Origin of the sequence: Natronococcus occultus SP4 (assembly GCF_000328685.1) — an archaeon.
GTDB classification, from domain to species: Archaea; Halobacteriota; Halobacteria; order Halobacteriales; family Natrialbaceae; genus Natronococcus; species Natronococcus occultus.
This window is the reverse complement of record NC_019974.1, coordinates 1,317,915-1,336,033: the sequence shown is the minus strand read 5'-3', so window position 1 is coordinate 1,336,033 and position 18,119 is coordinate 1,317,915. Positions and strand designations below refer to the sequence as shown.

20 protein-coding genes are annotated in these 18,119 nt (G+C 64.7%); 10 read left to right on the top strand and 10 right to left on the bottom strand.

Annotation, left to right across the window (positions count from 1 at the left end; translation table 11 throughout):
- The first annotated feature begins 11 nt into the window (after positions 1-11).
- From NATOC_RS06540 to NATOC_RS06520, 5 genes are all read left to right on the top strand, one after another.
- Positions 12-755: a beta-ketoacyl-ACP reductase gene (locus NATOC_RS06540; RefSeq protein ID WP_015320634.1), complete on the top strand. Its 744-nt coding sequence runs from the start codon at positions 12-14 to the stop codon at positions 753-755.
- A 271-nt stretch (positions 756-1,026) separates the two neighbouring features.
- Positions 1,027-1,947, top strand: a complete 921-nt coding sequence (locus tag NATOC_RS06535) for a substrate-binding domain-containing protein (protein ID WP_015320633.1) — start codon at positions 1,027-1,029, stop codon at positions 1,945-1,947.
- Positions 1,948-1,956: 9 nt separating this feature from the next.
- On the top strand, positions 1,957-2,673 hold the full coding sequence (locus NATOC_RS06530; RefSeq protein ID WP_015320632.1) for an ABC transporter permease: 717 nt from the start codon (positions 1,957-1,959) through the stop codon (positions 2,671-2,673).
- Positions 2,673-3,437 (top strand): amino acid ABC transporter ATP-binding protein, encoded by a 765-nt coding sequence (locus NATOC_RS06525; RefSeq protein WP_015320631.1) that lies wholly within the window; start codon positions 2,673-2,675, stop codon positions 3,435-3,437. Before NATOC_RS06530 ends, NATOC_RS06525 begins: the two co-directional genes overlap by 1 nt.
- A gap of 37 nt (positions 3,438-3,474) precedes the next feature.
- On the top strand, positions 3,475-4,164 hold the full coding sequence (locus NATOC_RS06520) for a TOBE domain-containing protein (protein ID WP_015320630.1): 690 nt from the start codon (positions 3,475-3,477) through the stop codon (positions 4,162-4,164).
- 30 nt (positions 4,165-4,194) lie between these two features.
- On the opposite strand, the gene moaC is transcribed toward NATOC_RS06520, so the two are convergent.
- The gene (gene moaC, locus NATOC_RS06515; RefSeq protein ID WP_015320629.1) at positions 4,195-4,734 is read right to left on the bottom strand and encodes a cyclic pyranopterin monophosphate synthase MoaC; all 540 of its coding nucleotides are present in this window, start codon (positions 4,732-4,734) and stop codon (positions 4,195-4,197) included.
- Positions 4,727-6,154: a bifunctional ADP-dependent NAD(P)H-hydrate dehydratase/NAD(P)H-hydrate epimerase gene (locus NATOC_RS06510; RefSeq protein ID WP_015320628.1), complete on the bottom strand. Its 1,428-nt coding sequence runs from the start codon at positions 6,152-6,154 to the stop codon at positions 4,727-4,729. The genes moaC and NATOC_RS06510 overlap by 8 nt, the downstream gene beginning before the upstream one ends.
- A gap of 75 nt (positions 6,155-6,229) precedes the next feature.
- On the opposite strand from NATOC_RS06510, the gene NATOC_RS06505 reads away from it, so the two are divergent.
- Positions 6,230-6,748 carry a hypothetical protein gene (locus NATOC_RS06505; RefSeq protein ID WP_015320627.1) on the top strand — a complete coding sequence of 173 codons (519 nt, stop codon included), beginning with the start codon at positions 6,230-6,232 and terminating at the stop codon, positions 6,746-6,748.
- On the opposite strand, the gene NATOC_RS06500 is transcribed toward NATOC_RS06505, so the two are convergent.
- A complete protein-coding gene (locus NATOC_RS06500; protein ID WP_015320626.1) occupies positions 6,749-7,027 on the bottom strand; it encodes an acylphosphatase in 279 nt (92 codons plus the stop codon).
- 95 nt (positions 7,028-7,122) lie between these two features.
- Between NATOC_RS06500 and NATOC_RS06495 the strand changes: the two genes are divergently transcribed.
- Positions 7,123-7,377 carry a hypothetical protein gene (locus NATOC_RS06495; RefSeq protein WP_015320625.1) on the top strand — a complete coding sequence of 85 codons (255 nt, stop codon included), beginning with the start codon at positions 7,123-7,125 and terminating at the stop codon, positions 7,375-7,377.
- Between the two features lie 35 nt (positions 7,378-7,412).
- Here the strand turns inward: NATOC_RS06495 and NATOC_RS06490 are convergent, their stop codons facing one another.
- Complete coding sequence (locus NATOC_RS06490; protein ID WP_015320624.1) at positions 7,413-8,294, bottom strand: DNA-3-methyladenine glycosylase family protein; 882 nt, start codon at positions 8,292-8,294, stop codon at positions 7,413-7,415.
- Positions 8,295-8,406: 112 nt separating this feature from the next.
- On the opposite strand from NATOC_RS06490, the gene NATOC_RS06485 reads away from it, so the two are divergent.
- A complete protein-coding gene (locus NATOC_RS06485; protein ID WP_015320623.1) occupies positions 8,407-8,868 on the top strand; it encodes a DUF555 domain-containing protein in 462 nt (153 codons plus the stop codon).
- Positions 8,869-9,514: 646 nt separating this feature from the next.
- Here the strand turns inward: NATOC_RS06485 and NATOC_RS06480 are convergent.
- The 4 genes from NATOC_RS06480 to NATOC_RS06465 form a co-directional block, all read right to left on the bottom strand.
- Positions 9,515-9,751: a UPF0058 family protein gene (locus NATOC_RS06480; protein ID WP_049888693.1), complete on the bottom strand. Its 237-nt coding sequence runs from the start codon at positions 9,749-9,751 to the stop codon at positions 9,515-9,517.
- Between the two features lie 277 nt (positions 9,752-10,028).
- Positions 10,029-10,208: a DUF7836 family putative zinc-binding protein gene (locus NATOC_RS06475; RefSeq protein ID WP_015320621.1), complete on the bottom strand. Its 180-nt coding sequence runs from the start codon at positions 10,206-10,208 to the stop codon at positions 10,029-10,031.
- A gap of 141 nt (positions 10,209-10,349) precedes the next feature.
- Positions 10,350-11,327, bottom strand: coding sequence for a transcription initiation factor IIB (locus tag NATOC_RS06470; RefSeq protein ID WP_015320620.1), 978 nt, complete (start codon positions 11,325-11,327; stop codon positions 10,350-10,352).
- A gap of 174 nt (positions 11,328-11,501) precedes the next feature.
- Positions 11,502-11,789 carry a DUF357 domain-containing protein gene (locus NATOC_RS06465; RefSeq protein ID WP_015320619.1) on the bottom strand — a complete coding sequence of 96 codons (288 nt, stop codon included), beginning with the start codon at positions 11,787-11,789 and terminating at the stop codon, positions 11,502-11,504.
- A gap of 97 nt (positions 11,790-11,886) precedes the next feature.
- Between NATOC_RS06465 and NATOC_RS06460 the strand changes: the two genes are divergently transcribed.
- Complete coding sequence (locus NATOC_RS06460; protein WP_015320618.1) at positions 11,887-13,182, top strand: TIGR00341 family protein; 1,296 nt, start codon at positions 11,887-11,889, stop codon at positions 13,180-13,182.
- A 68-nt stretch (positions 13,183-13,250) separates the two neighbouring features.
- Entirely contained in the window at positions 13,251-14,651 is a 1,401-nt protein-coding gene (locus NATOC_RS06455) for an FAD-dependent oxidoreductase (protein WP_015320617.1), read from the top strand.
- A 20-nt stretch (positions 14,652-14,671) separates the two neighbouring features.
- Here the strand turns inward: NATOC_RS06455 and NATOC_RS06450 are convergent, their stop codons facing one another.
- Together NATOC_RS06450 and NATOC_RS06445 are read right to left on the bottom strand one after the other, a co-directional pair.
- A complete protein-coding gene (locus NATOC_RS06450) occupies positions 14,672-14,869 on the bottom strand; it encodes a hypothetical protein (RefSeq protein WP_015320616.1) in 198 nt (65 codons plus the stop codon).
- Between the two features lie 470 nt (positions 14,870-15,339).
- Complete coding sequence (locus NATOC_RS06445; protein WP_015320615.1) at positions 15,340-17,808, bottom strand: BGTF surface domain-containing protein; 2,469 nt, start codon at positions 17,806-17,808, stop codon at positions 15,340-15,342.
- Positions 17,809-18,119 lie beyond the last annotated feature (311 nt).

Here is an 18,119-nt window from a genome sequence, read left to right as displayed (position 1 = left end):
ATAGGGTAACGATGTCCATGGAGGGACGTACCTGTGTCATCACGGGATCGGCGCGTGGGATCGGACGCGGAATCGCGGAACACCTCGGCGAGAAGGGTGCGAACGTCGTCATCAACTACCGGTCGTCGGAGGGGGCCGCACACGAGGCCGTCGAGGCGATCGAGGACGCGGGCGGGCAGGCCGTCACGGCCCAGGCCGACGTCGCGGTCCCCGAGGACGTCGAGCACATGCGCGAGGTCTGTCACGACGCGTTCGGCCCGGCGGACGTACTGGTGAACAACGCCGGCATCACCGCCGACAAGCAGTTCACCGAGATGTCCCGCGCGGAGTGGGATCGCGTGATGGACGTCAACCTCGGCGGGATGTTCAACTGCACCCAGACGTTCTACGACGACATCTGGAACGCCGACGAGGGGCGGCTCATCAACATCTCGAGTGTCGTCGGCAAGCAGGGCAACTTCGGACAGGCCAACTACGCCACCGCGAAAAGCGGGATGTTCGGGTTCACTCGGACGATCGCCCTGGAGTTCGCCCAGGGCAGCTCGACGGCCAACTGCGTCGCCCCCGGGTTCACCCGGACCGACATGGTCGAGGGCGTTCCCGACCACGTCCTCGAACGGATCATCTCGGGGATCCCCCTCGAGCGGCTGGCCGAGGTCGAGGATATCGCCGCCGTCGTTCGCTTCCTGGCGAGCGAGGAGTCCTCGTACATCACGGGCGAGGTAATCGACGTCAACGGCGGGATGGACCTCTAGGCCGTAACACCGTTCTCTCGGGGTACCCACCGGAGCCGTCGCCTTCGAGATCCCATACGTTTGCGTTTCCGCATGCGTTTGCGACTACGTCCTCGCTACTGCGTGACAGAAGCGTCTCTCGGGCGATCCGGATAGCGTACTCGAGTAGCGTCGCGCACCTTCCGGACCCGTAACCAAATTCAGTTACAAGAGAGCGGATTCTCGCGCCATATCGCCATCGAGTAAACTGCTCTCCGAAATCGATTTATATGGAGCGTTCGACGTAGTATCTATGGCGATACATCGGCGCAAAATGCTCGCGGGGGTCGGGGGGAGCGCCACGATCGGCCTCGCCGGCTGCCTCAGCAGCGACGAGGACGCCGGCGACGACGATCCGGAGATCAGCGGGGAAACGCTCACGCTGACGACGACAACGAGCACGTACGACACGGGGCTGCTCGACGAACTCAACGCGCCGTTCGAGGACCGGTACGGGGTCACCGTCGACACCGTCTTCCAGGGAACGGGCGCCGCCCTCGAGACGGGCCGTAGCGGCGACTCCGATGTCGTGATGGTCCACGCCCGGTCGCTCGAGGACGAGTTCATGGAGGACGGCTACGGCGTGAACCGCCGCGATCTCATGTTCAACGACTTCGTCGTCGTCGGTACATCGGACGATCCGGCCGGGATCGGCGGCGGAGACGACGTCGAGGAGGCGTTTGTCGCGATCGCCGAGGAGGGAGCGACGTTCGTCTCCCGGGGCGACGAGTCCGGAACCCACACGAAGGAACTCGAGCTCTGGGAGGCCGCCGGCGTCGACGAGTTCGGCGAGTGGTACCGGGAGGCCGGCCAGGGGATGGGCGAGGTCATCACGCAGGTCGATCAGACCGGCGACTACACGCTCGCCGACCGGGGGACCGTCCTCTCGATGCAGTCAGAGATCGACCTCGAGATCCACGTCGAGGGGCCGATCGAGGGCGGCACGGAGCTGCTTGCGAACCCCTACGGGATCGTCGCCGTCAACCCGGGCGTTCACGACGACGTCGAGTACGATCTGGCGATGGCCTACATCGGCTACCTGACGGGTCCCGAGGGCCAGGAGATCATCGAGGAGTACACCGTCGAGGACGAACAGCTGTTCTTCCCCGAAGCAATCTCGGAAGAGCCCAACTTCCAGCAGTACGTCCCCGAAGACTGGGAGCCCGACGACTGAGCCGGATCGATGCCACTCGACCAAGCGACACACCTCGCACTGCTCGCCGAGTTCCCCTTCGAGTGGAACTACATCCGCAGTATCGTCCGCGTCTCGCTGTACGTGAGCCTCGTCGCCGTGACGCTGAGCACGCTGTGTAGCCTCCCGGTGGCGCTGCTGATCGGTTTCAAGCAGTTCCGTGGCAAGGCGCTTGTCACCTCGATCATCAACACCGGGATGGGGTTCCCGAGCGTCGTCGTCGGCCTCGTCGTCCTGTTTGCGCTCTCGAACGAGGGACCGCTGGGATCGTTCGACCTCGTTTTCACCCCTGAGGCGATGATCATCTCGCAGTTCGTCCTCGCAACGCCGGTGATCACGGGCGTGAGCCTCGCCGCTGTCAGCAGCGTCGAACAGAACGTCCGCGACGCGGCCTACGCGATGGGCGGCACGCGGTTCGACGTCGCCCTCGTCACGATCAAGGAGGCCCGGTACGGCATCGCGACGGCGCTTCTGGCCGGCTTCGGCCGGGCGATCAGCGAGGTCGGCTCCGTGCTCATCGTCGGGGGTAATATCGCCGGCGCGGACGGGGAGTCCTACACTCGGACGCTGACGACCGCGATTCAGCTCGAGGCCCGCCAGGGCCGCTTCGAGACCGCGATGATACTCGGAGCGATCCTCGTCGTCCTCGTCTTGCTCGTCAACGCGATCGTCGTTCGACTGGGAAGCGACGACGGAGGGTACCGATAATGCTCACGGCAAGCGATATCTACCACGGCTACGACGGCGAACCGGTCTTCGAGAACGTCTCGCTTTCGGTCACCCCGGGCGAGGTCGTCGCGATCATCGGCCCGTCGGGCGTCGGCAAGTCGACGCTCCTGCGGCTGCTCGCGCTGTTCGACGCTCCCGACCGGGGAGCCGTCGAGTACGACGGCACCGACGTCTGGACCGTCTCCGAACGGCGACGCCTCGAGCTTCGGCGTCGGATCGGGATGGTCTTCCAGGAGGCGAGCCTGTTCGACGCGAGCGTTCGACGCAACGCCGAGTACGGGCTGCGGGTCCGCGAGTCCTGGACCGACCGCCTTCGCCGCGAGTTCGCCGATCTCGTCGGCCAACGGAACGGCACCGGCGCCGAGATCGAGGCCCTCGAAACCGTCGGCCTGCGCGAGAAGGTCGACCAGGACGCTGCGTCGCTCTCGGGCGGCGAAGCCCAGCGCGTCGCGTTCGCCCGCGCGCTCGCGTACGATCCGGACGTCCTCTTGCTCGACGAGCCGACCTCCGATCTCGATCCGCGAAACACGGCGCTGATCGAGGACGCCGTCCTCAAGGCTCGCGACCGGGAGATCGGCGTGGCGATCGCCACCCACGACATGCACCAGGCCGAGCGGGTTGCGGATCGGGTCGCGGTGCTTCTGGAAAACGACATCATCGAGGTCGGCCCGACCGAGGGCGTCTTCGAGAGTCCGACCGACGATCGGACCCGGAAGTTTATCGACGGGGAACTGATATACTGAGCCGTGACGGCGGCTCACGCCGCCTTTCCAGCCGAAAATGACGATCGAAAAGGAATACAGTACGCAGCTGGCCGCCGACGGCGTCACGATCGATCGACGCGACATCGAGATGCTCGACGCCATCGACCAGTACGGCTCCCTGCAGCGGGCGGCCGACGAGCTCGGGCGCTCGTACGCCTGGCTCCAGCGACGGCTCGTCGAACTCGAGAACGCCGTCGGGGAGCTCACGGAGCGCCGGCGGGGTGGAAGCGGCGGCGGCGGAACGGAGCTCACCGAGACCGCCCACGAGCTGCGTCGCCAGTTCACCCGACACGAGACCGAGCTCGACGGCGTCGCGCAGGCGACGGAGTCGGTCCTTGCGGGGACCGTTCGGGACCGAACCGGCGAGCTGGCGACCGTGGAGACGGCGGTCGGGCCGATCGTGGCACTGGTCCCGGACGGGGCGACCGACGTTCAGGTCACCGTCCGCTCCGACGCGGTCGTGCTGGGGAACCCCGAGGAGTCGCTCCGAGCGGACGAGACGAGCCTCCGAAACCAGTTTACGGGCGTCGTCGAGGAGCTGGAAGCCGGCGAGACGATCACGCGAGTGACGGTTCGGCTCGGCGACGACGCCGAGCTCCAGGCGCTGATCACCAACGCCAGTGCGGAGCGACTCGACGTCGCGGTCGGAGAGCCGATCCGGGCCTCGTTCAAGGCGACCGCGGCCAGAGCGATCCGGATCGATTGAGGGCGACCGAGTCGCCCGACGGCGGCGCTCTCAGCGCCGTCGTTTTTCCTTCTCGAGGACGCGGACGTTCTCGATCCCCGTGTCGGGGTACTGGCCCTCGGCGTCTTTCTCGACGGCCTTGACCATGTCCCAGACGACGTTCAGCCCCGTCGTGACCCCCTCGAGGGCCTCCATCTCGCAGCCGGTCTTCCCAGTGGTCTCGACGGCGACCTCAAGCTCGACCCGATCCTCGCCCAGCTCGAAGGCGGTGTCGACGTTCGTGATCGGAATCTGGTGACACATCGGAATCGTCTCCCAGGTGTGTTTGACCGCCTGGATCGCGCCGACGCGGGCCGTCGCGAGGACGTCGCCTTTCCCGACCGCGTCCTCGCTGATCGCCTCGACGGTCGAGGGCTGCAGGCGGATCTCGCCGACGGCGACCGCCCGGCGCTCGCTGTCGGGTTTGTCGCCGACGTCGACCATCTGGACCTCGCCCTCGTCGGTGGTGTGGGTCAGCTCGTCGGCGCCGGGATCCTCGTCGCTTCGCGGATCCGGGTTCGTCCCCTCGGCGGGAGACGGATCGTCAGACATCGCGATCACCCCACAGGACCGCGGGAAGCTCCTCGAGTAGCTCGGAGGCGAGAAAGCCCTCCTCGTGGCGGTCGGCAAGCCGTTCGCCCGCGAGTCCGTTGACGTGGGCCCCCGCGGCCGCGGCGTCCATCGGCTCGGCGTCCTCGAGCAGGGCAGCGACGATCCCCGCGAGCGTGTCCCCGGTGCCGCCGACCTTCATGCCGACGGTCCCCGAGCGGCTGATCCGGGTCCGTTCGCCGTCGGTGATCACGTCGTTTTCCCCCTTCGCGAGGACGACGTGGCCCAGCTCGGCTGCGAAGGTCTCGATCTCGTCGGCGACGGCCGCCAGGTCGTCGGTGTCGGGTCCGCCCATCCGGGCGAGCTCGCCGCGGTTGGGCGTACAGACCAGCGTCGCGTCGGTCTCGATCTCCGGGACGACCTTGAGGGCGTCGGCGTCGACGACCGCGGGACCCTCGTACTCCACGAGGAACCGCCGCGCGGCCTCGAGCGTCGCGTCGTCGGTACCCAGCCCGGGGCCGATGACGACGACGTTGTCGTACTGGGCCGCGGTCTCGAGGAGGTCCTCGGCGATCTCGGGCGTGAGGATCTCGTTCTCGTAGGGCTGGACGATGAGGTCCTCGGCGTACCCCTGGATCTCACCGGCGACGGCGTCGGGCGCCGCGACGAAAGACAGTTCGGCGCCGGCTCGCAGGGCAGCCTGGGCGGCCAGCGCTGGCGCGCCCGTGTAGGGCCCCCCACCGATCACGTAGGCCCGGCCGTCCCGTCCCTCGGGCTCCGCGAGGGAGACGTCGCCGGGGCCGACGTCCCGCTCGGCCGCGGCGGGGATGCCGATGTCGGCGACCGTGAGTTCGCAATCGAGGTCCGCGAGGCCGGGTTTCGTGTCGTGGAAGGTGACGACTCGGTCGGTCTCGACGGCGTTGTCGGCGACCGCGCCGGCGTCGGCGTCGAACCCCGAGGGGACGTCGACGGCGACGACGGTCGCGTCAGCGGCGTTGATCGCCTCGGCCGCAGTTGCGGCTGGCTCGCGGAGGTCGCCGCTGATGCCGGTACCGAGCATCGCGTCGACGACGACGTCGCAGTCGGGGAGTTCGAACCCGCTCGAGTCCGTGATCTCCCGGGTCTCGTAGCCCGCCTCCTGCAGGGCATCCCAGTTCTCGCGGGCGATCTCGGTGCCGATGCGCTCGGCGCGTCCGAGCAGGAGCGTGGTGACGTCGTAGCGGTCGAGAAAGCGGGCCGCGACGAACGCGTCCCCGCCGTTGTTTCCGCGTCCGGCGACGACGGCGACGCTCGAGCCCGGCTCCGCGGTCTCGCGGACCGCTCGCGCGACCGCGTTGCCGCTGGATTCCATCAGCTGCTTCTGCGAGACGCCAAGCGCCGCGGCGTTCTCGTCGACGGCGGCCATCCGCTCGCCTGTGATCATGGCCGTGCGTTCGCGGGGCGCGCCGTTGAAGATTGCGGACGAAACGCTCAATCAGGTCGGGTCCCAACCCCGGTCGTGAACGTCTTCTGGCTCGACGAGGACTCCCGGCTCGCCGCCCGCTACCACTGTGACGAGCACGTCAACAAGCTGCTGCTCGAGGCCGCGCAGGTCCTGTGTACCGCGGCCCGCGAGAACGGCTACGAGCGGGCGTTTCTCTACGCTCCAACCCACACCGGCCACCCCGTCACCGAGTGGGCGACCGAGTCACGAGCGAACTGGCTACGCCTGCGCGACCACGCCGCGGCGCTCAACGCGGAGTTCGTCGAGCGCTACGAGAAAGACGACGATCACGCCAGCTGGACGGTGATCGAACGGATCGAGCCCGACGAGATCGTCTTTCCCACCGACGAGCCGACGCCGCGCCCGCAGGCGATGCCGGACGAGTACAAACGGCCTGGCGATCCCGTCGCGGCCTACCGGGCGTACTACGCCGGCGAAAAGGCCGAGTGGGCCACCTGGGCTCACACCGAGGAGCCGCCGTGGCTCGAAGCGTCCCTCGACGCCGCGGGCTCGGACGTCCGTACCGAGGACTGATTAGTACCGGATCTCGAACCCGTCCTCGCCCTCGGGCTGCTCGTACTCGACTTCGACGTCCTCGACGTCGGCCGCCGGACTCCCCTCGTGGCAGAACTCGATCATCGACTCGACCGCCGGTTCGGGGCCCTCGAACACCGCCTCGACCCGCCCGTCCTCGAGGTTCTTCACCCAGCCGTCGACGCCTTCCTCACGGGCCGTGTCGCGGGTGGTCGCGCGGTAGTAGACGCCCTGTACGTTGCCGGTGACGAAGACGTGTGCGCGGGTTCGGTCCGTCATGTGCGTGGCGTCGGCGGCGACCGGGAAAAATCCAGCCGTCCGCTCGCGGGACGAAGCGACACCGAAAGAACCCTCCGGCGACAACCTCCCGGCAGATGGGTCCCATCGAACGCATCGAGGACGAGTATCTCGACGTCTCGACGAGCCGTGCGACCGTCCGGGAGCTGCTCGAATTACTGGGCGGGGCGATCCTGTTCGTCCTCGCAGCCTGGGCGCTAACCCGATACCTGCTAGGGGAGACGATCGCGCTGTACGTCGCCGCGGGACTGTCCGTCGTGTTCGTGATCACGATCGTTTCGCAGGCGTACTGGGCGATTACCGGGCGGGAGGATTACGAGCAACGCGAGTAATGAACCGTTGAAAACGTTGTGAACGGAACGCCGGCTTACTCCCGCGTCCGCAGGTGGTGGAAAACGTAGGTCTGGGCGTAGCCCGCGTACTCGCCCCCGAACCGCTCGCGAAGCGCCCGCGAGGTCGCCGCGTACGACCCCCGGTCGCAGTCGGGGTAGTACTCCTCGACCGCCGTCTTGAGCCACGTATCGAGCGGGACGGCCTGGTCGAACCCCAGCGAGAACAGCAACACGCAGTCCGCGACCTTGTCGCCGACGCCGACGAACCGCTTCAGATATTCGCGGGCGTCCTCGTACTCAAGGTCGCGAGCCACCTCGGGGTGGGCCTCGCCGTCGGCGACCATCTCCGCGGTGCGAACGACGTAGGGAGCGCGGTACCCGAGCCCGAGTTCGCGCAGTTCGTCCGCTGTGGCCGCCGCGAGCCGCTCGGGCGTCGGGAACGCGTGGTACGTCCGCCCGTCGAACGCGATCGGCTCGCCGTACTCGCGGGCCAGCGCCGAGACCATGTCGTGGATGCGATCGACCCGCATCTGGGCCGAACAGATAAACGAGATCAGCGTCCCGAACGGCGGATCGTCGATCAGTCGCATCCCGCGGTAGGCCGCGTAAGCCTCGTCTAACAGCGGATCGTCGGGCGCGGCCGCGACGATCGCCTCCAGATCGTCGTCCAGCCGGAGCAGCCGGCGAACGAGCGGTTCGGCAGCGATCGAGGCCTCCCACTCGAGGACGCCGTCCTCGCTCCGAACGCGAACGACGGCGCCGTCGACGACGGTGTAGTACCACGCTTCGGGTGCCGGCTCGCCGCCGTACATCGCTCCGTCGGTTCGCCGCCAGAGGTAGGTCTGTCCGCTCTCGAGGGTGCGGTAGAGATCGAGCCCGCCGGACAGCGCCTCGAGGTCGAGTTCGCCGGAGTGCATCTGTCCCTGCCTTCGAGAGCGACGGCTTGGGGCTTTCGGAGCCGGTTCGTGGATCGCGATCGACGGGTGCTTGGGGCGAACCTTGATACTGTATGCGACGGTACGTTTCCGTATGAACTGCAGGGTTGTCGTCGAGGCTGCCGTTCCGGTGTTCGACGTCGAGACGGAAGACGAGGCGATCCGCATCGCCATCTCGAAGACCGGCGAGATGTTGAACCCTGACCTCAACTACGTCGAGATCAACATGGGCGAGCGAACCTCGCCAGAGGGGGAGGAGCTCCCCCCGGCGTTTATCGCGGCCGACGAGGCGCTGGTCGCGCTCGAACTCGAGATGACCGTTTTCAACGTCGAGCGCGAAGAACACGCCTCCCGAATCGCCCGCAAGGAGATCGGTCAGCGCCTCGAAAACATCCCGCTCGAAGTGATCGAAGTGGAGCTGATCGAGGACGACGAAGACGACGAAGACGACGAGACGGAGTCGACGGAGACGGATTCGGATGGGGGCGAGACAACGCGTGACCAAGACACAGACGACGACGAGATCCTCCCCGAGTTCGAGGACCTCGTCGAGTAACGGGAACCGGTATCTGGTTCGTCGATTGACATCCTCCGCACGGCTAAAGCCGTGGGATTCCTCCGTGGGCGTCACAGCCCGGCACAATGCGGGCTCGCCACCGGCTGTGAACTTGCGGGTTTACTGACCCGGCTTCAGTCCTCGAATCGAGGATTGTAGTGGTCTTGGCTATTCACTCAGCGTAGCCCCTCGCAGTGCGAGGTGGCTCCCACGGGCGTCAAGCACCGTGGACAGTGGGCCGCGCCATCGGCCTGGCCCTCTGATTCCAACCACGATAGGGGGTCGTCGGATGACATGCCAACCATACTGCTGGTTGGGTTGTGAAGGTGTGTGAGTGTTGAGACCCACTCGTAGCCGGCTTGAGCGTGAGCGGGTTCCCCGCAGCAACATGTCGCATGGCTACGTAAAACGCTGCAGTGATTCGTATGACTCTGTCGTTGCAGATTGCGTGGGTGATGCGGGCAGGCTGAGACGCGTGGTTTGTGTCAGCGGTGGCCGCTTCGTCCCACGACTGAAGCCGTGGGCTTTCGCCTGTCCCTCGTGTAACTCGGATTGTTCCGTCCAGTTGTCGTCACTTTAGCTGAATCGACGGACGGAGAACGGTCTTGCCAGTAGAACGTAGCGATCGAAGGAGACGTCCTGACAACTAGTCTGCAGTAGCGGCGACGGCTTCCTGCTCGTCCTCGCGCATGTTCGTCGTGATTCCGCCGGCGAGGGCAAATACGGCGGCCTTGTGGTCGGTCTTGGATTTGTGGATCGATGTCGGTCGGATACCGCGCGACTCGTACTCCTCGAGGTCGATCTGACAGTTGTCCCACTCCGCGCACTGGTTCGATACTTCCGCAAGAAGGCCGTGAAGGTGAATGAGCTCCTGTTTCTTCATAACCATGCATTCCTATCGCTGCAGGGTTATATTATTATCTTGAGTCGCGTTAGCACAGATCTCGACCGAAATCGACCGCCTATCACGTTCGAGACCGGAACGAACGCTGGTATTACTCGCGTGAAACCCCACGAAGGGAGCAGCTACAACGATCGGTTAGCCGCGTAACTATCCGTTTCTGTTCAGTTTCACTCACGTTCTGTCCCGAGTACTAAACATTCATAATTGGACGAATGTACTGCCGAAAAGAGAGTTCGAATGGCGAGTCGGACTCCGGCTAGCCGAGCTGCTTCAGCGTCTGGAGGTCGCGATCGGTTCGCGTGAACTCGGCAGTCCGTCGGGACGCGTGGCAGTTCGGACAGTGGAACATCTCCGTGGAGTTGGGTAGCTCGCCGGGAGAAACCTGCCAATCCTTGGCACACTCGGGACACAACAGTTGAACGGTCGTTTCGTCCATGCTACATCGTTTCACACTAGAGATGAAAAGCTTTGTCGCAGTCTTATTCCGGGTCAGGCGAAGGGGCCGAACCCATGCCGTCAGCTCTTCGGAACGTTCGAAACGAAAGGAAACGCCGAGAACCAGCTCCCAACTGCCGCGTTAGGCGGGTGCTGCCGAATCGGAGGCCTCGAGCAGCTCCTTGTACCGGTTCCGGATCGTAACCTCGGAGATGCTGGCGACCTCGCTGACGTCGTTCTGGGTGACCTTCTCGTTGGTGAGCAGGGCTGCGGCGTACACCGCGGCAGCCGCGAGACCGACTGGCGACTTGCCGCTGTGGACGCCCTCCTCGCGGGCCGAGTCGAGCAGTTCGCGGGCCATGCGCTCGGTCTCGTCGGAGAGATCGAGATCGCTGACGAACCGCGGGACGTAGTGTTCGGGGTCGGCGGGCTTGACCTCCAGTCCCAGCTCCCGGATGATGTACCGGTACGTGCGGGTCAGCTCCATTTTGTCGACTCGCGAGACCGCCGAGATCTCGTCGAGGCTGCGGGGAGTGCCGGCCTGGCGGGCGGCCGCGTACAGCGAGGAGGTGGCGACGCCCTCGATCGAGCGGCCGGGCAGCAGGTCCTCCTCGAGGGCCCGGCGGTAGATCACCGAAGCGGTCTCGCGGACGTTCTCGGGGAGTCCGAGCGCCGAGGCCATGCGGTCGATCTCGCCGAGCGCCTGCTTGAGGTTGCGCTCCTTGGAGTCACGGGTACGGAAGCGCTCGTTCCAGGTGCGCAGCCGCTGCATCTTCTGGCGCTGGCGGCTCGACAGCGAGCGGCCGTAGGCGTCCTTGTCCTGCCAGCCGATGTTCGTCGACAGCCCCTGGTCGTGCATCATGTTCGTCGTCGGGGCGCCGACGCGGGACTTCTCGTCTTTCTCGGCGGCGTCGAACGCTCGCCACTCGGGACCGCGGTCGATCTCGTCTTCCTCGACGACGAGTCCACAGTCCTGGCATACCGTCTCGGCGTGCTCGGTGTCCGAGATCAGCCGACCGCCACACTCCGGACACTGTTCTTTCTCACCCTGTTCCGCCTGGGTTTCCTCCTCGGTCGTTGCTTCGTCCTCTCGGGTGTAGGTTCGGATGTTGTCAGTCATTGTTGGGATGGTTACTCGGGGCTACCGGGTGGGAGTGCCAGAAGAACCCCGGTCGCCTCAGCTAACATATTGTAAGACCGTAACGCATATAAAGGTTTCGCCTACCTTATAAACTAATCGGGTTTACCATTATATATGTTTCGGCTATATAGTGATTAATCATCGTGAATCCGGCTACTCGACGGTGAAGAGATGGCCGTCCGTCGGTACCTCGAACAGCCCGACACGGGCACCTGCATCGAGCCAGGCGTGACCGTACGAGAACGACGCGAGTGCGTTCACCGGGTCGTCCTGCTCCCGAAAGTGGCGCCCGTCCTCGAGGTAGGAGGTAGCCATCTCGTAGCAGTCCTCGGCGGCGTCTGCCATCGGCGTCTCCGGCGGCGGCGCGACCGTCGCCGCCTCCAGTGCCTCCGCGAGCAGTTCGCCGTACCGGTCCGTCTTCTCCTCGAGGTCAGCGGCCATACCCGATCGTCGTCGCTCGGAACCGTAAGTGCGTCGCCGAGGACGTCCCAACCGAACAACGGTACGCATTTGAGCGTGGCCAAGAGACGAGTGGTGGATGCGATTGCTCCAGGTGCTCGTTCCCGATGAGAAACGGGACGACGCACTGCGGGTTCTCGACGACGAAGGGCTCGACTACGTCCGTACCAGTGAGTGTAGCGACGACGTCGACGCCGAACTCGTCACGCTTCCGGTCCCGACACAGGCCGTCGACCACGTCCTCAGCTCGCTTCGTGAGGTCGGTATCGAGGACGAGTTCATCGTCGTCTCCGCGATCGAGACTGCTCGGACGCCGCGGATTCAGGAACTCGAGGAACGGTTCGTCAACGGTCGCGAGGAGGACGACAGTATCTCCAGAGCGGAGATCCGGTCGAAGGCGCTGAATATGACGCCGGGACCGGTCACCTACTACGTCATGACCCTGCTGAGCGCGATCGTGGCGACAGCAGGGTTACTGCTCGACTCGCCGGCGATCGTCGTCGGCTCGATGGTGATCGCACCCCAGATCAGCGCGGCCCTGACCGGGACCGTCGGCCTCGTCCTCGACGACCGCCAAATGTTCGTCGACGGTGTGTCGGCGATGGTGGTCGGACTGATCGTCGCCATGCTCGGGGCGTTCGCGTTCGCCTGGCTGGTCCGGTCCGGCGGCGTCGTTCCGGGTACCATCGATATCACGGCGATCGAGCAGGTACAGAACCGAATCTCGCCGGGGCTGCTCGCGCTCGTCGTCGGCGTCTGTGCCGGCGCCGCGGGTGCGTTCGGCCTCGCGACGGCGATTCCAGTCTCGCTGGTCGGCGTGATGATTGCCGCCGCCCTCATCCCGGCAGCCGCGGCGGTCGGAATCGGGCTCGCCTGGGGGCACATCGGCGTCGCGATCGGCGCGTTCGTTCTGGTTGCGGTCAACGCCACGTCGATCCTGCTCGCTGGCCTCGTCGTCTTCTGGTATCTCGGCTATCGGCCAGACGGGTGGACCCGCGGCAACCTCCGGGCGAACGTCACCAAAGACCGGCTCGGTACGGTCGCTGTCATGGCACTCATCAGTGTCGTGGTGCTGGCCGGTTCCGGCGTCGTGCTCGGACAGCACGTCGCCTTCGAAAGCGAGGTCAACGACGAAGTTCGGTCAGTACTCGACGACGACGAGTACGAGGAGCTCGAACTGGTCGAACTCGAGACGGAGTTCTACGACAGCGGGATGATCAGCGATGAGACAGGGGTGACCGTTGTCGTTCGGCGCCCGGCCGACGTCCCGTACCCCGACCTTGCGACGACCATCGAGGCCACACTCGAGGCCCAGACCGATCACGAGGTGTCCGTCATCCTCGAGTTTATCGAGGGAGCGGCTGCGGACGGATAGACCGGTTGTACGGCCCGAACGGTGCCGAGAACGCAAGGGGTTTAGGTCCAGTTTCCTAACAACGGGGTATGAGTGAGCAGCCACGCGTCGAGATCTATACGAAGGATCAGTGTCCCTACTGTGACAAGGCCAAGGACCTCTTCGACAGCAAGGGCGTCGAGTACGAGACCTACAACGTCACCGGCGACGACGAACTGTTCGAGGAGATGGTCGAGCGCGCCGACGGCCGCAAGACCGCTCCCGAAGTGTTCATCGACGACGAACTGATCGGCGGCTGGGACCAGACGAGCGCCCTCGACGAAACTGGCGAACTCGACGAGAAGCTCGGGCTCGTCACCGACGGTGGGAGCGATGCGCCGACGGGGCATCGAGACGAAGGCGGCGCAGCCGCCGAAGCCGTCGAACACCGCAAACTGATCATTGCCGGCACGGGGATCGCCGGCCTCACCGCGGCGATCTACGCGGGACGGGGCGACAACGATCCACTCGTCATCGAGGGCGACGAGCCCGGCGGCCAGCTCACACTCACTACCGACGTCGCCAACTACCCCGGCTTCCCCGACGGGATCGGCGGCCCCGAGCTCGTCAACAACATGAAAGAGCAGGCCAAGCAGTTCGGCGCCGAGCTCGAAAACGGGATCATCGAGAGCGTCGAGCGCGTCGACTCCCAGAACGCGCCCCGTTCCGGTGGCGCCGACCAGCGGCCGTTCCGCGTCGAGCTCACGAACGGCGACGTCTACACCGCAGACGCCGTGATCGCCGCCTCCGGCGCCTCGGCCCGGACGCTGGGCGTCCCGGGCGAGGACGAACTCATGGGCTACGGGCTCTCGACGTGTGCGACCTGCGACGGCGCCTTCTTCCGCGACGAGGACATGCTCGTCGTCGGCGGCGGCGACGCCGCCATGGAGGAGGCGACCTTCCTCACGAAGTTCGCCGACACCGTCTACATCGCCCACCGCCGCGAGGAGTTCCGCGCCGAACAGTACTGGGTCGACCGCGTCCACGAAAAGGTCGAGGACGGCGAGATCGAGATCATGAAAAACACGGAACTGGTCGAGATCCACGGCTCCCAGGAGGAGGGCGTCGATCACGTTACGCTGGTCGAAAACGAGAAGGGCCACCCGACCGATCGACTCGACGACCCCGAGACGAACGAGTTCGAGTTCGACGTCGGCGCCGTCTTCTACGCGATCGGCCACACGCCGAACACGGAGTACCTCGAAGGAACGGGCGTTCGGATGGACGACGAGGGGTATCTGCGCACCCAGGGCGGCGACGGCGGCGGCCAGACCGAGACCGACGTTCCCGGTATCTTCGGTGCCGGCGACGTCGTCGACTACCACTACCAGCAGGCCGTCACCGCCGCGGGCATGGGCAGCAAGGCCGCACTCGACGTCGACGAGTACCTCGAGGACGTCGAGCGGGCCGAGTCGAGCGCCGAGACCGAGACCGTCGCGGCCGACGACTGATCGAAGCGGCCGTTCTCGAGTCAGGAGCTGTTTTCCCAGCGATCCGCCAACAGCGCCGCGATCACGACGCCGAAAGTCAGTCCCGACGAGGCTCCGAGCAGGAGCTCGTCGAAGACGGCGACGAAACCGACGGCGATGACGACCCCACAGGCAAGTCCGACCGCGAGTGCCTTCGCGGTCCGTTCCCGATCGCTCATCGTTTCGCCCGTCTCGTTCATTGTCGGGTGTGGGTTCGAGGACGGCTTGAGCGTACTGGTCGGCTTGAGGCCCCAGTCAGTCTCTGCGAGCGTGAGTTAGAATTGCGTGGCGTTCACTGCCCGGTCCGCGTTCGGTAACCGATCGCACGAGCGGGAGCCAGCCTCGTCTCCGGGCCCCCTCGAGTCACGCTGTGGTGGCGCGCGCTGGCGATCGGTTCGAGCGATAGCGAGAACCGATCGCCGATGCCGTATGAGGGATGACCGAGGAAGCGACGCGATCGAGCGAATCGGCTGGGGAGGGCGTGGAAATTCCGTGTGTCCAAAAGTCCCAGTACGCTATTTTCAGCTACCGCAATAGATCGAGCCCGTACTTTTTGCCCGACGAATTGGACTCACCATCCTGTGAAGCGTCGCCACTTCGGGGCGTGACGTCCAAAAAATGGAAAACCGCGAATCGCAAGAGCCGGACGAGGTCCGGTAGTTAGTCGGCGTTAGTTCTGGCGGCGGGTCGCGAGCATGGCGGCGCCGAGCAGAGCGACGATGGCGACGGCGACACCGAATCCGGGCACGGTCTCGTCGTCGTCCTCGCCGTCGTCAGCACCGTTGGCGTCGTCGCCGTTGGCGCCGTTCTCACCGTTGGCACCGTTCTCGCCGTTGGCACCGTTCTCGCCGTTGGCGCCGTTCTCACCGTTCGCCGCGTCCTCGTCGCTGACGGTCAGCGTACCGGAGTCGCTGTCGTCACCGGTTTCGACGGACCAGTCGATCTCAGCTTCCTCGCTGGTGTCGAAGTCGAAGGACTCGGTCACGGAGTCACCGGCGTCGAGCTCGAGCTCCTCGGTGTACTCCTCGTCACCGACGGTGGCCTCGAGCGTCGCGGTGCCGGCCTCGTCGTTGTTGTTCACGACGGTCACGTCGAGGCTAGCGTCGTCGTCAACGGTAACCTCGGACGGAGCGTCGGCGTCAATCTTGAAGCCGTCCTTCATCTCCTCGTCGTCGTCAGCAGCGGAGACGAAGACACCCTCGGCCTCAGCCTGGTTGTCGTCGCCAGCGTTCACGCGGAGGGTTCGGATCTCGTCACCGTCCTCGTGGTCGCTGAGGTCGAAGGTCGTCGTCAGCAGGCCGTCACCGTCGACCTCGGCGTCGGAGGTGTAGACCTCGGAGGTCGTACGGAGGCGGAAGTCACCGTCCGTGCTGGGCGCGAGGTTCGTCTCGGCGGTCAGCTCGGACTCGTTGTCAGCTTCGATCTGGAAGCGGTCGTCCTCGTCCTGGTCGCCGACGAGTTCGACGAAGGCTTCCTCAATGTTGATCTGGGCGTCAGCGGTCTCGTCGTCGTCAACGTAGTCGTTACCGTCTTCGACCGTGAACGTCACGTCCCAGGTCTCGTCAACGTCCATGTACTCCTCGGTTGCCTCAACGACGACGAAGAATCGGTCCTCGTCCTCGTCAACGATGACCTCGTCACCGTCTTCGAGGCTGAATTCGTCAGCGTCGCCGTAGCGTGGCTCGTCAGTGTCGGTGAAGTCGAGTTCGACGTCGCCTTCATCGGTCCACTGACCGTCATCGATCGCGTAGCCGTAGATACCGGACGCTTCGACACCGACAACGAGGAGGTCCTCGTCAGCAACGGAGTCGGTGGAGACTGCGGAGTCTTCGATGTCCTCGAGTTCAACGTCCTCGGCATCGAAGTTGTCACCCGCGAGGGCCCACGTGTTCATGTCACCGGTCGATCGCTCCTCGAGGAGGAGGACCGCGGCGTCAGTTTCTTCTTCGTCGAGTTCATCCTCGTCGTCCGCAACGGCCGGGATGACTTCAAGCTCGTAGTCACCGGGGAGGAGGCGCTCACCCTCGTCGAGGGTGTCGCTCTCGTCACCGTCGAGTTCCTCCGTGACAGTTACGTCCTCGACAGCCAGCTCGTCGCCTTCGTCGTCGAGAACGGTCACGACGTCGTCACCGCTATGGTCTTCCTGACCCGCGTAGTACGTGTTGTACTGCACCGTCACGTTGTCCTCGTTCTCAACGCCCTCGATCTCGATGGTGGCGTTGTAGAACTCTTCCTCGTCGGTCATCTCGACCGTGAGGTTGTCGGTGCCGGTGTGTTCGATTTCGTACTCGGCGACGTCACCGACGTTCTGCTCGTAGGTGGACTCGTCGAACTGAGCGTCAACATCGGCCGGCTCGTCGACCGTGATCTCAGCCGTATCCTCGGCCGTCGTGTCAGCGACCTCGACCGTGAACTCGTAGTCGCCGGAGCTCTGGTCAGAGAAGTCAGCCTCGATGTTCGAGTCGACGCCCTCGATCAGGACTTCGTTGTCATCGGCATTGAGGTCGTCCCCGAAGATCGCTTCGAGGTCGTCATCGTCGACGGACTCGTTTCCGAGTTCACCGCTCACGTAGACATCGACCTCTTCGCGGTCAGTGTCAACGATAAGGTCAGTGGTGGCCTCGTCGGAGTCGTCGTTGAGTTCGACGGAGTCGTCGTCGAACTCAACGGTGATGACGTCGTCAGATGCCCAGAAGGTTGCTTCCAGGTTTTCCTCAAGCTCGTCCTCGTCGTTGAGGTACTCACCGTGGACGTAAACGTGGTACGCGTCATCGTCCTCGAGGTCGTCTGTCTCGAAGGTAACGACGCCGACGTCCTCACCGTCAATCTCGACCTCTTCGACGCTCGAGGTGTCGACGGTGTCGCCGTCACTGCCCGCGAATCCTTCGCGGATCTCAGCACCGTCGGCTTCATCGAAGCCGCCGACAGCGATCTCTTGTCCGACTAAGACGCCGTCATCGCTGAGGGCATCCAGGTCTTCGTAGTAGCGGTCAGCATCTATTTCGTCTGGAACGTCTTCGGTCTCCTCTGCAGCCGCCCCGCCCGCAAACGCTGCGGACATGGCGAAAACAGACATAACCATCAGCGCGGCCAGGAACACTGCACGTCCCTTTTCGCGGAATGAAGTTTCGCTTGTCATTTGTTGTTGTCTTGTTGGGTTGGTTTGCGTGCGATCGAGCGGAGAGCGAGTCAACCATCAGCCGTGTCGCAGCCGACTCGCCCCGGGTAGGGGTAATCGCCTCTTTTGGCAAGTGTGTAATAAGCTTTCTGACCGACCACTCTACTTTCCAATATATCCGATTCCGTCCTAGAGTGCCTGTATTTTGATTTTCGGAGCAGTTTTGTCTCTGAGTGAGCTGTTATTGGAAAGTACGAATCTATTGAGTCTACTTCTCTAGCGTACGTATTTCTTAGTTATGAGTATAGAATAGATGTAACCCAGACTCAGCT

Bases quoted from the DNA above. Each gene is read 5' to 3' on its own strand.
- NATOC_RS06540 (WP_015320634.1), top strand. From the start codon at position 12: ATGTCCATGGAGGGACGTACCTGTGTCATCACGGGATCGGCGCGTGGG.
- NATOC_RS06535 (WP_015320633.1), top strand. From the start codon at position 1,027: ATGGCGATACATCGGCGCAAAATGCTCGCGGGGGTCGGGGGGAGCGCC.
- NATOC_RS06530 (WP_015320632.1), top strand. From the start codon at position 1,957: ATGCCACTCGACCAAGCGACACACCTCGCACTGCTCGCCGAGTTCCCC.
- NATOC_RS06525 (WP_015320631.1), top strand. From the start codon at position 2,673: ATGCTCACGGCAAGCGATATCTACCACGGCTACGACGGCGAACCGGTC.
- NATOC_RS06520 (WP_015320630.1), top strand. From the start codon at position 3,475: ATGACGATCGAAAAGGAATACAGTACGCAGCTGGCCGCCGACGGCGTC.
- moaC (WP_015320629.1), bottom strand. From the start codon at position 4,734: ATGTCTGACGATCCGTCTCCCGCCGAGGGGACGAACCCGGATCCGCGA.
- NATOC_RS06510 (WP_015320628.1), bottom strand. From the start codon at position 6,154: ATGATCACAGGCGAGCGGATGGCCGCCGTCGACGAGAACGCCGCGGCG.
- NATOC_RS06500 (WP_015320626.1), bottom strand. From the start codon at position 7,027: ATGACGGACCGAACCCGCGCACACGTCTTCGTCACCGGCAACGTACAG.
- NATOC_RS06495 (WP_015320625.1), top strand. From the start codon at position 7,123: ATGGGTCCCATCGAACGCATCGAGGACGAGTATCTCGACGTCTCGACG.
- NATOC_RS06490 (WP_015320624.1), bottom strand. From the start codon at position 8,294: ATGCACTCCGGCGAACTCGACCTCGAGGCGCTGTCCGGCGGGCTCGAT.
- NATOC_RS06485 (WP_015320623.1), top strand. From the start codon at position 8,407: ATGAACTGCAGGGTTGTCGTCGAGGCTGCCGTTCCGGTGTTCGACGTC.
- NATOC_RS06480 (WP_049888693.1), bottom strand. From the start codon at position 9,751: ATGAAGAAACAGGAGCTCATTCACCTTCACGGCCTTCTTGCGGAAGTA.
- NATOC_RS06475 (WP_015320621.1), bottom strand. From the start codon at position 10,208: ATGGACGAAACGACCGTTCAACTGTTGTGTCCCGAGTGTGCCAAGGAT.
- NATOC_RS06470 (WP_015320620.1), bottom strand. From the start codon at position 11,327: ATGACTGACAACATCCGAACCTACACCCGAGAGGACGAAGCAACGACC.
- NATOC_RS06465 (WP_015320619.1), bottom strand. From the start codon at position 11,789: ATGGCCGCTGACCTCGAGGAGAAGACGGACCGGTACGGCGAACTGCTC.
- NATOC_RS06460 (WP_015320618.1), top strand. From the start codon at position 11,887: ATGCGATTGCTCCAGGTGCTCGTTCCCGATGAGAAACGGGACGACGCA.
- NATOC_RS06455 (WP_015320617.1), top strand. From the start codon at position 13,251: ATGAGTGAGCAGCCACGCGTCGAGATCTATACGAAGGATCAGTGTCCC.
- NATOC_RS06450 (WP_015320616.1), bottom strand. From the start codon at position 14,869: ATGAACGAGACGGGCGAAACGATGAGCGATCGGGAACGGACCGCGAAG.
- NATOC_RS06445 (WP_015320615.1), bottom strand. From the start codon at position 17,808: ATGACAAGCGAAACTTCATTCCGCGAAAAGGGACGTGCAGTGTTCCTG.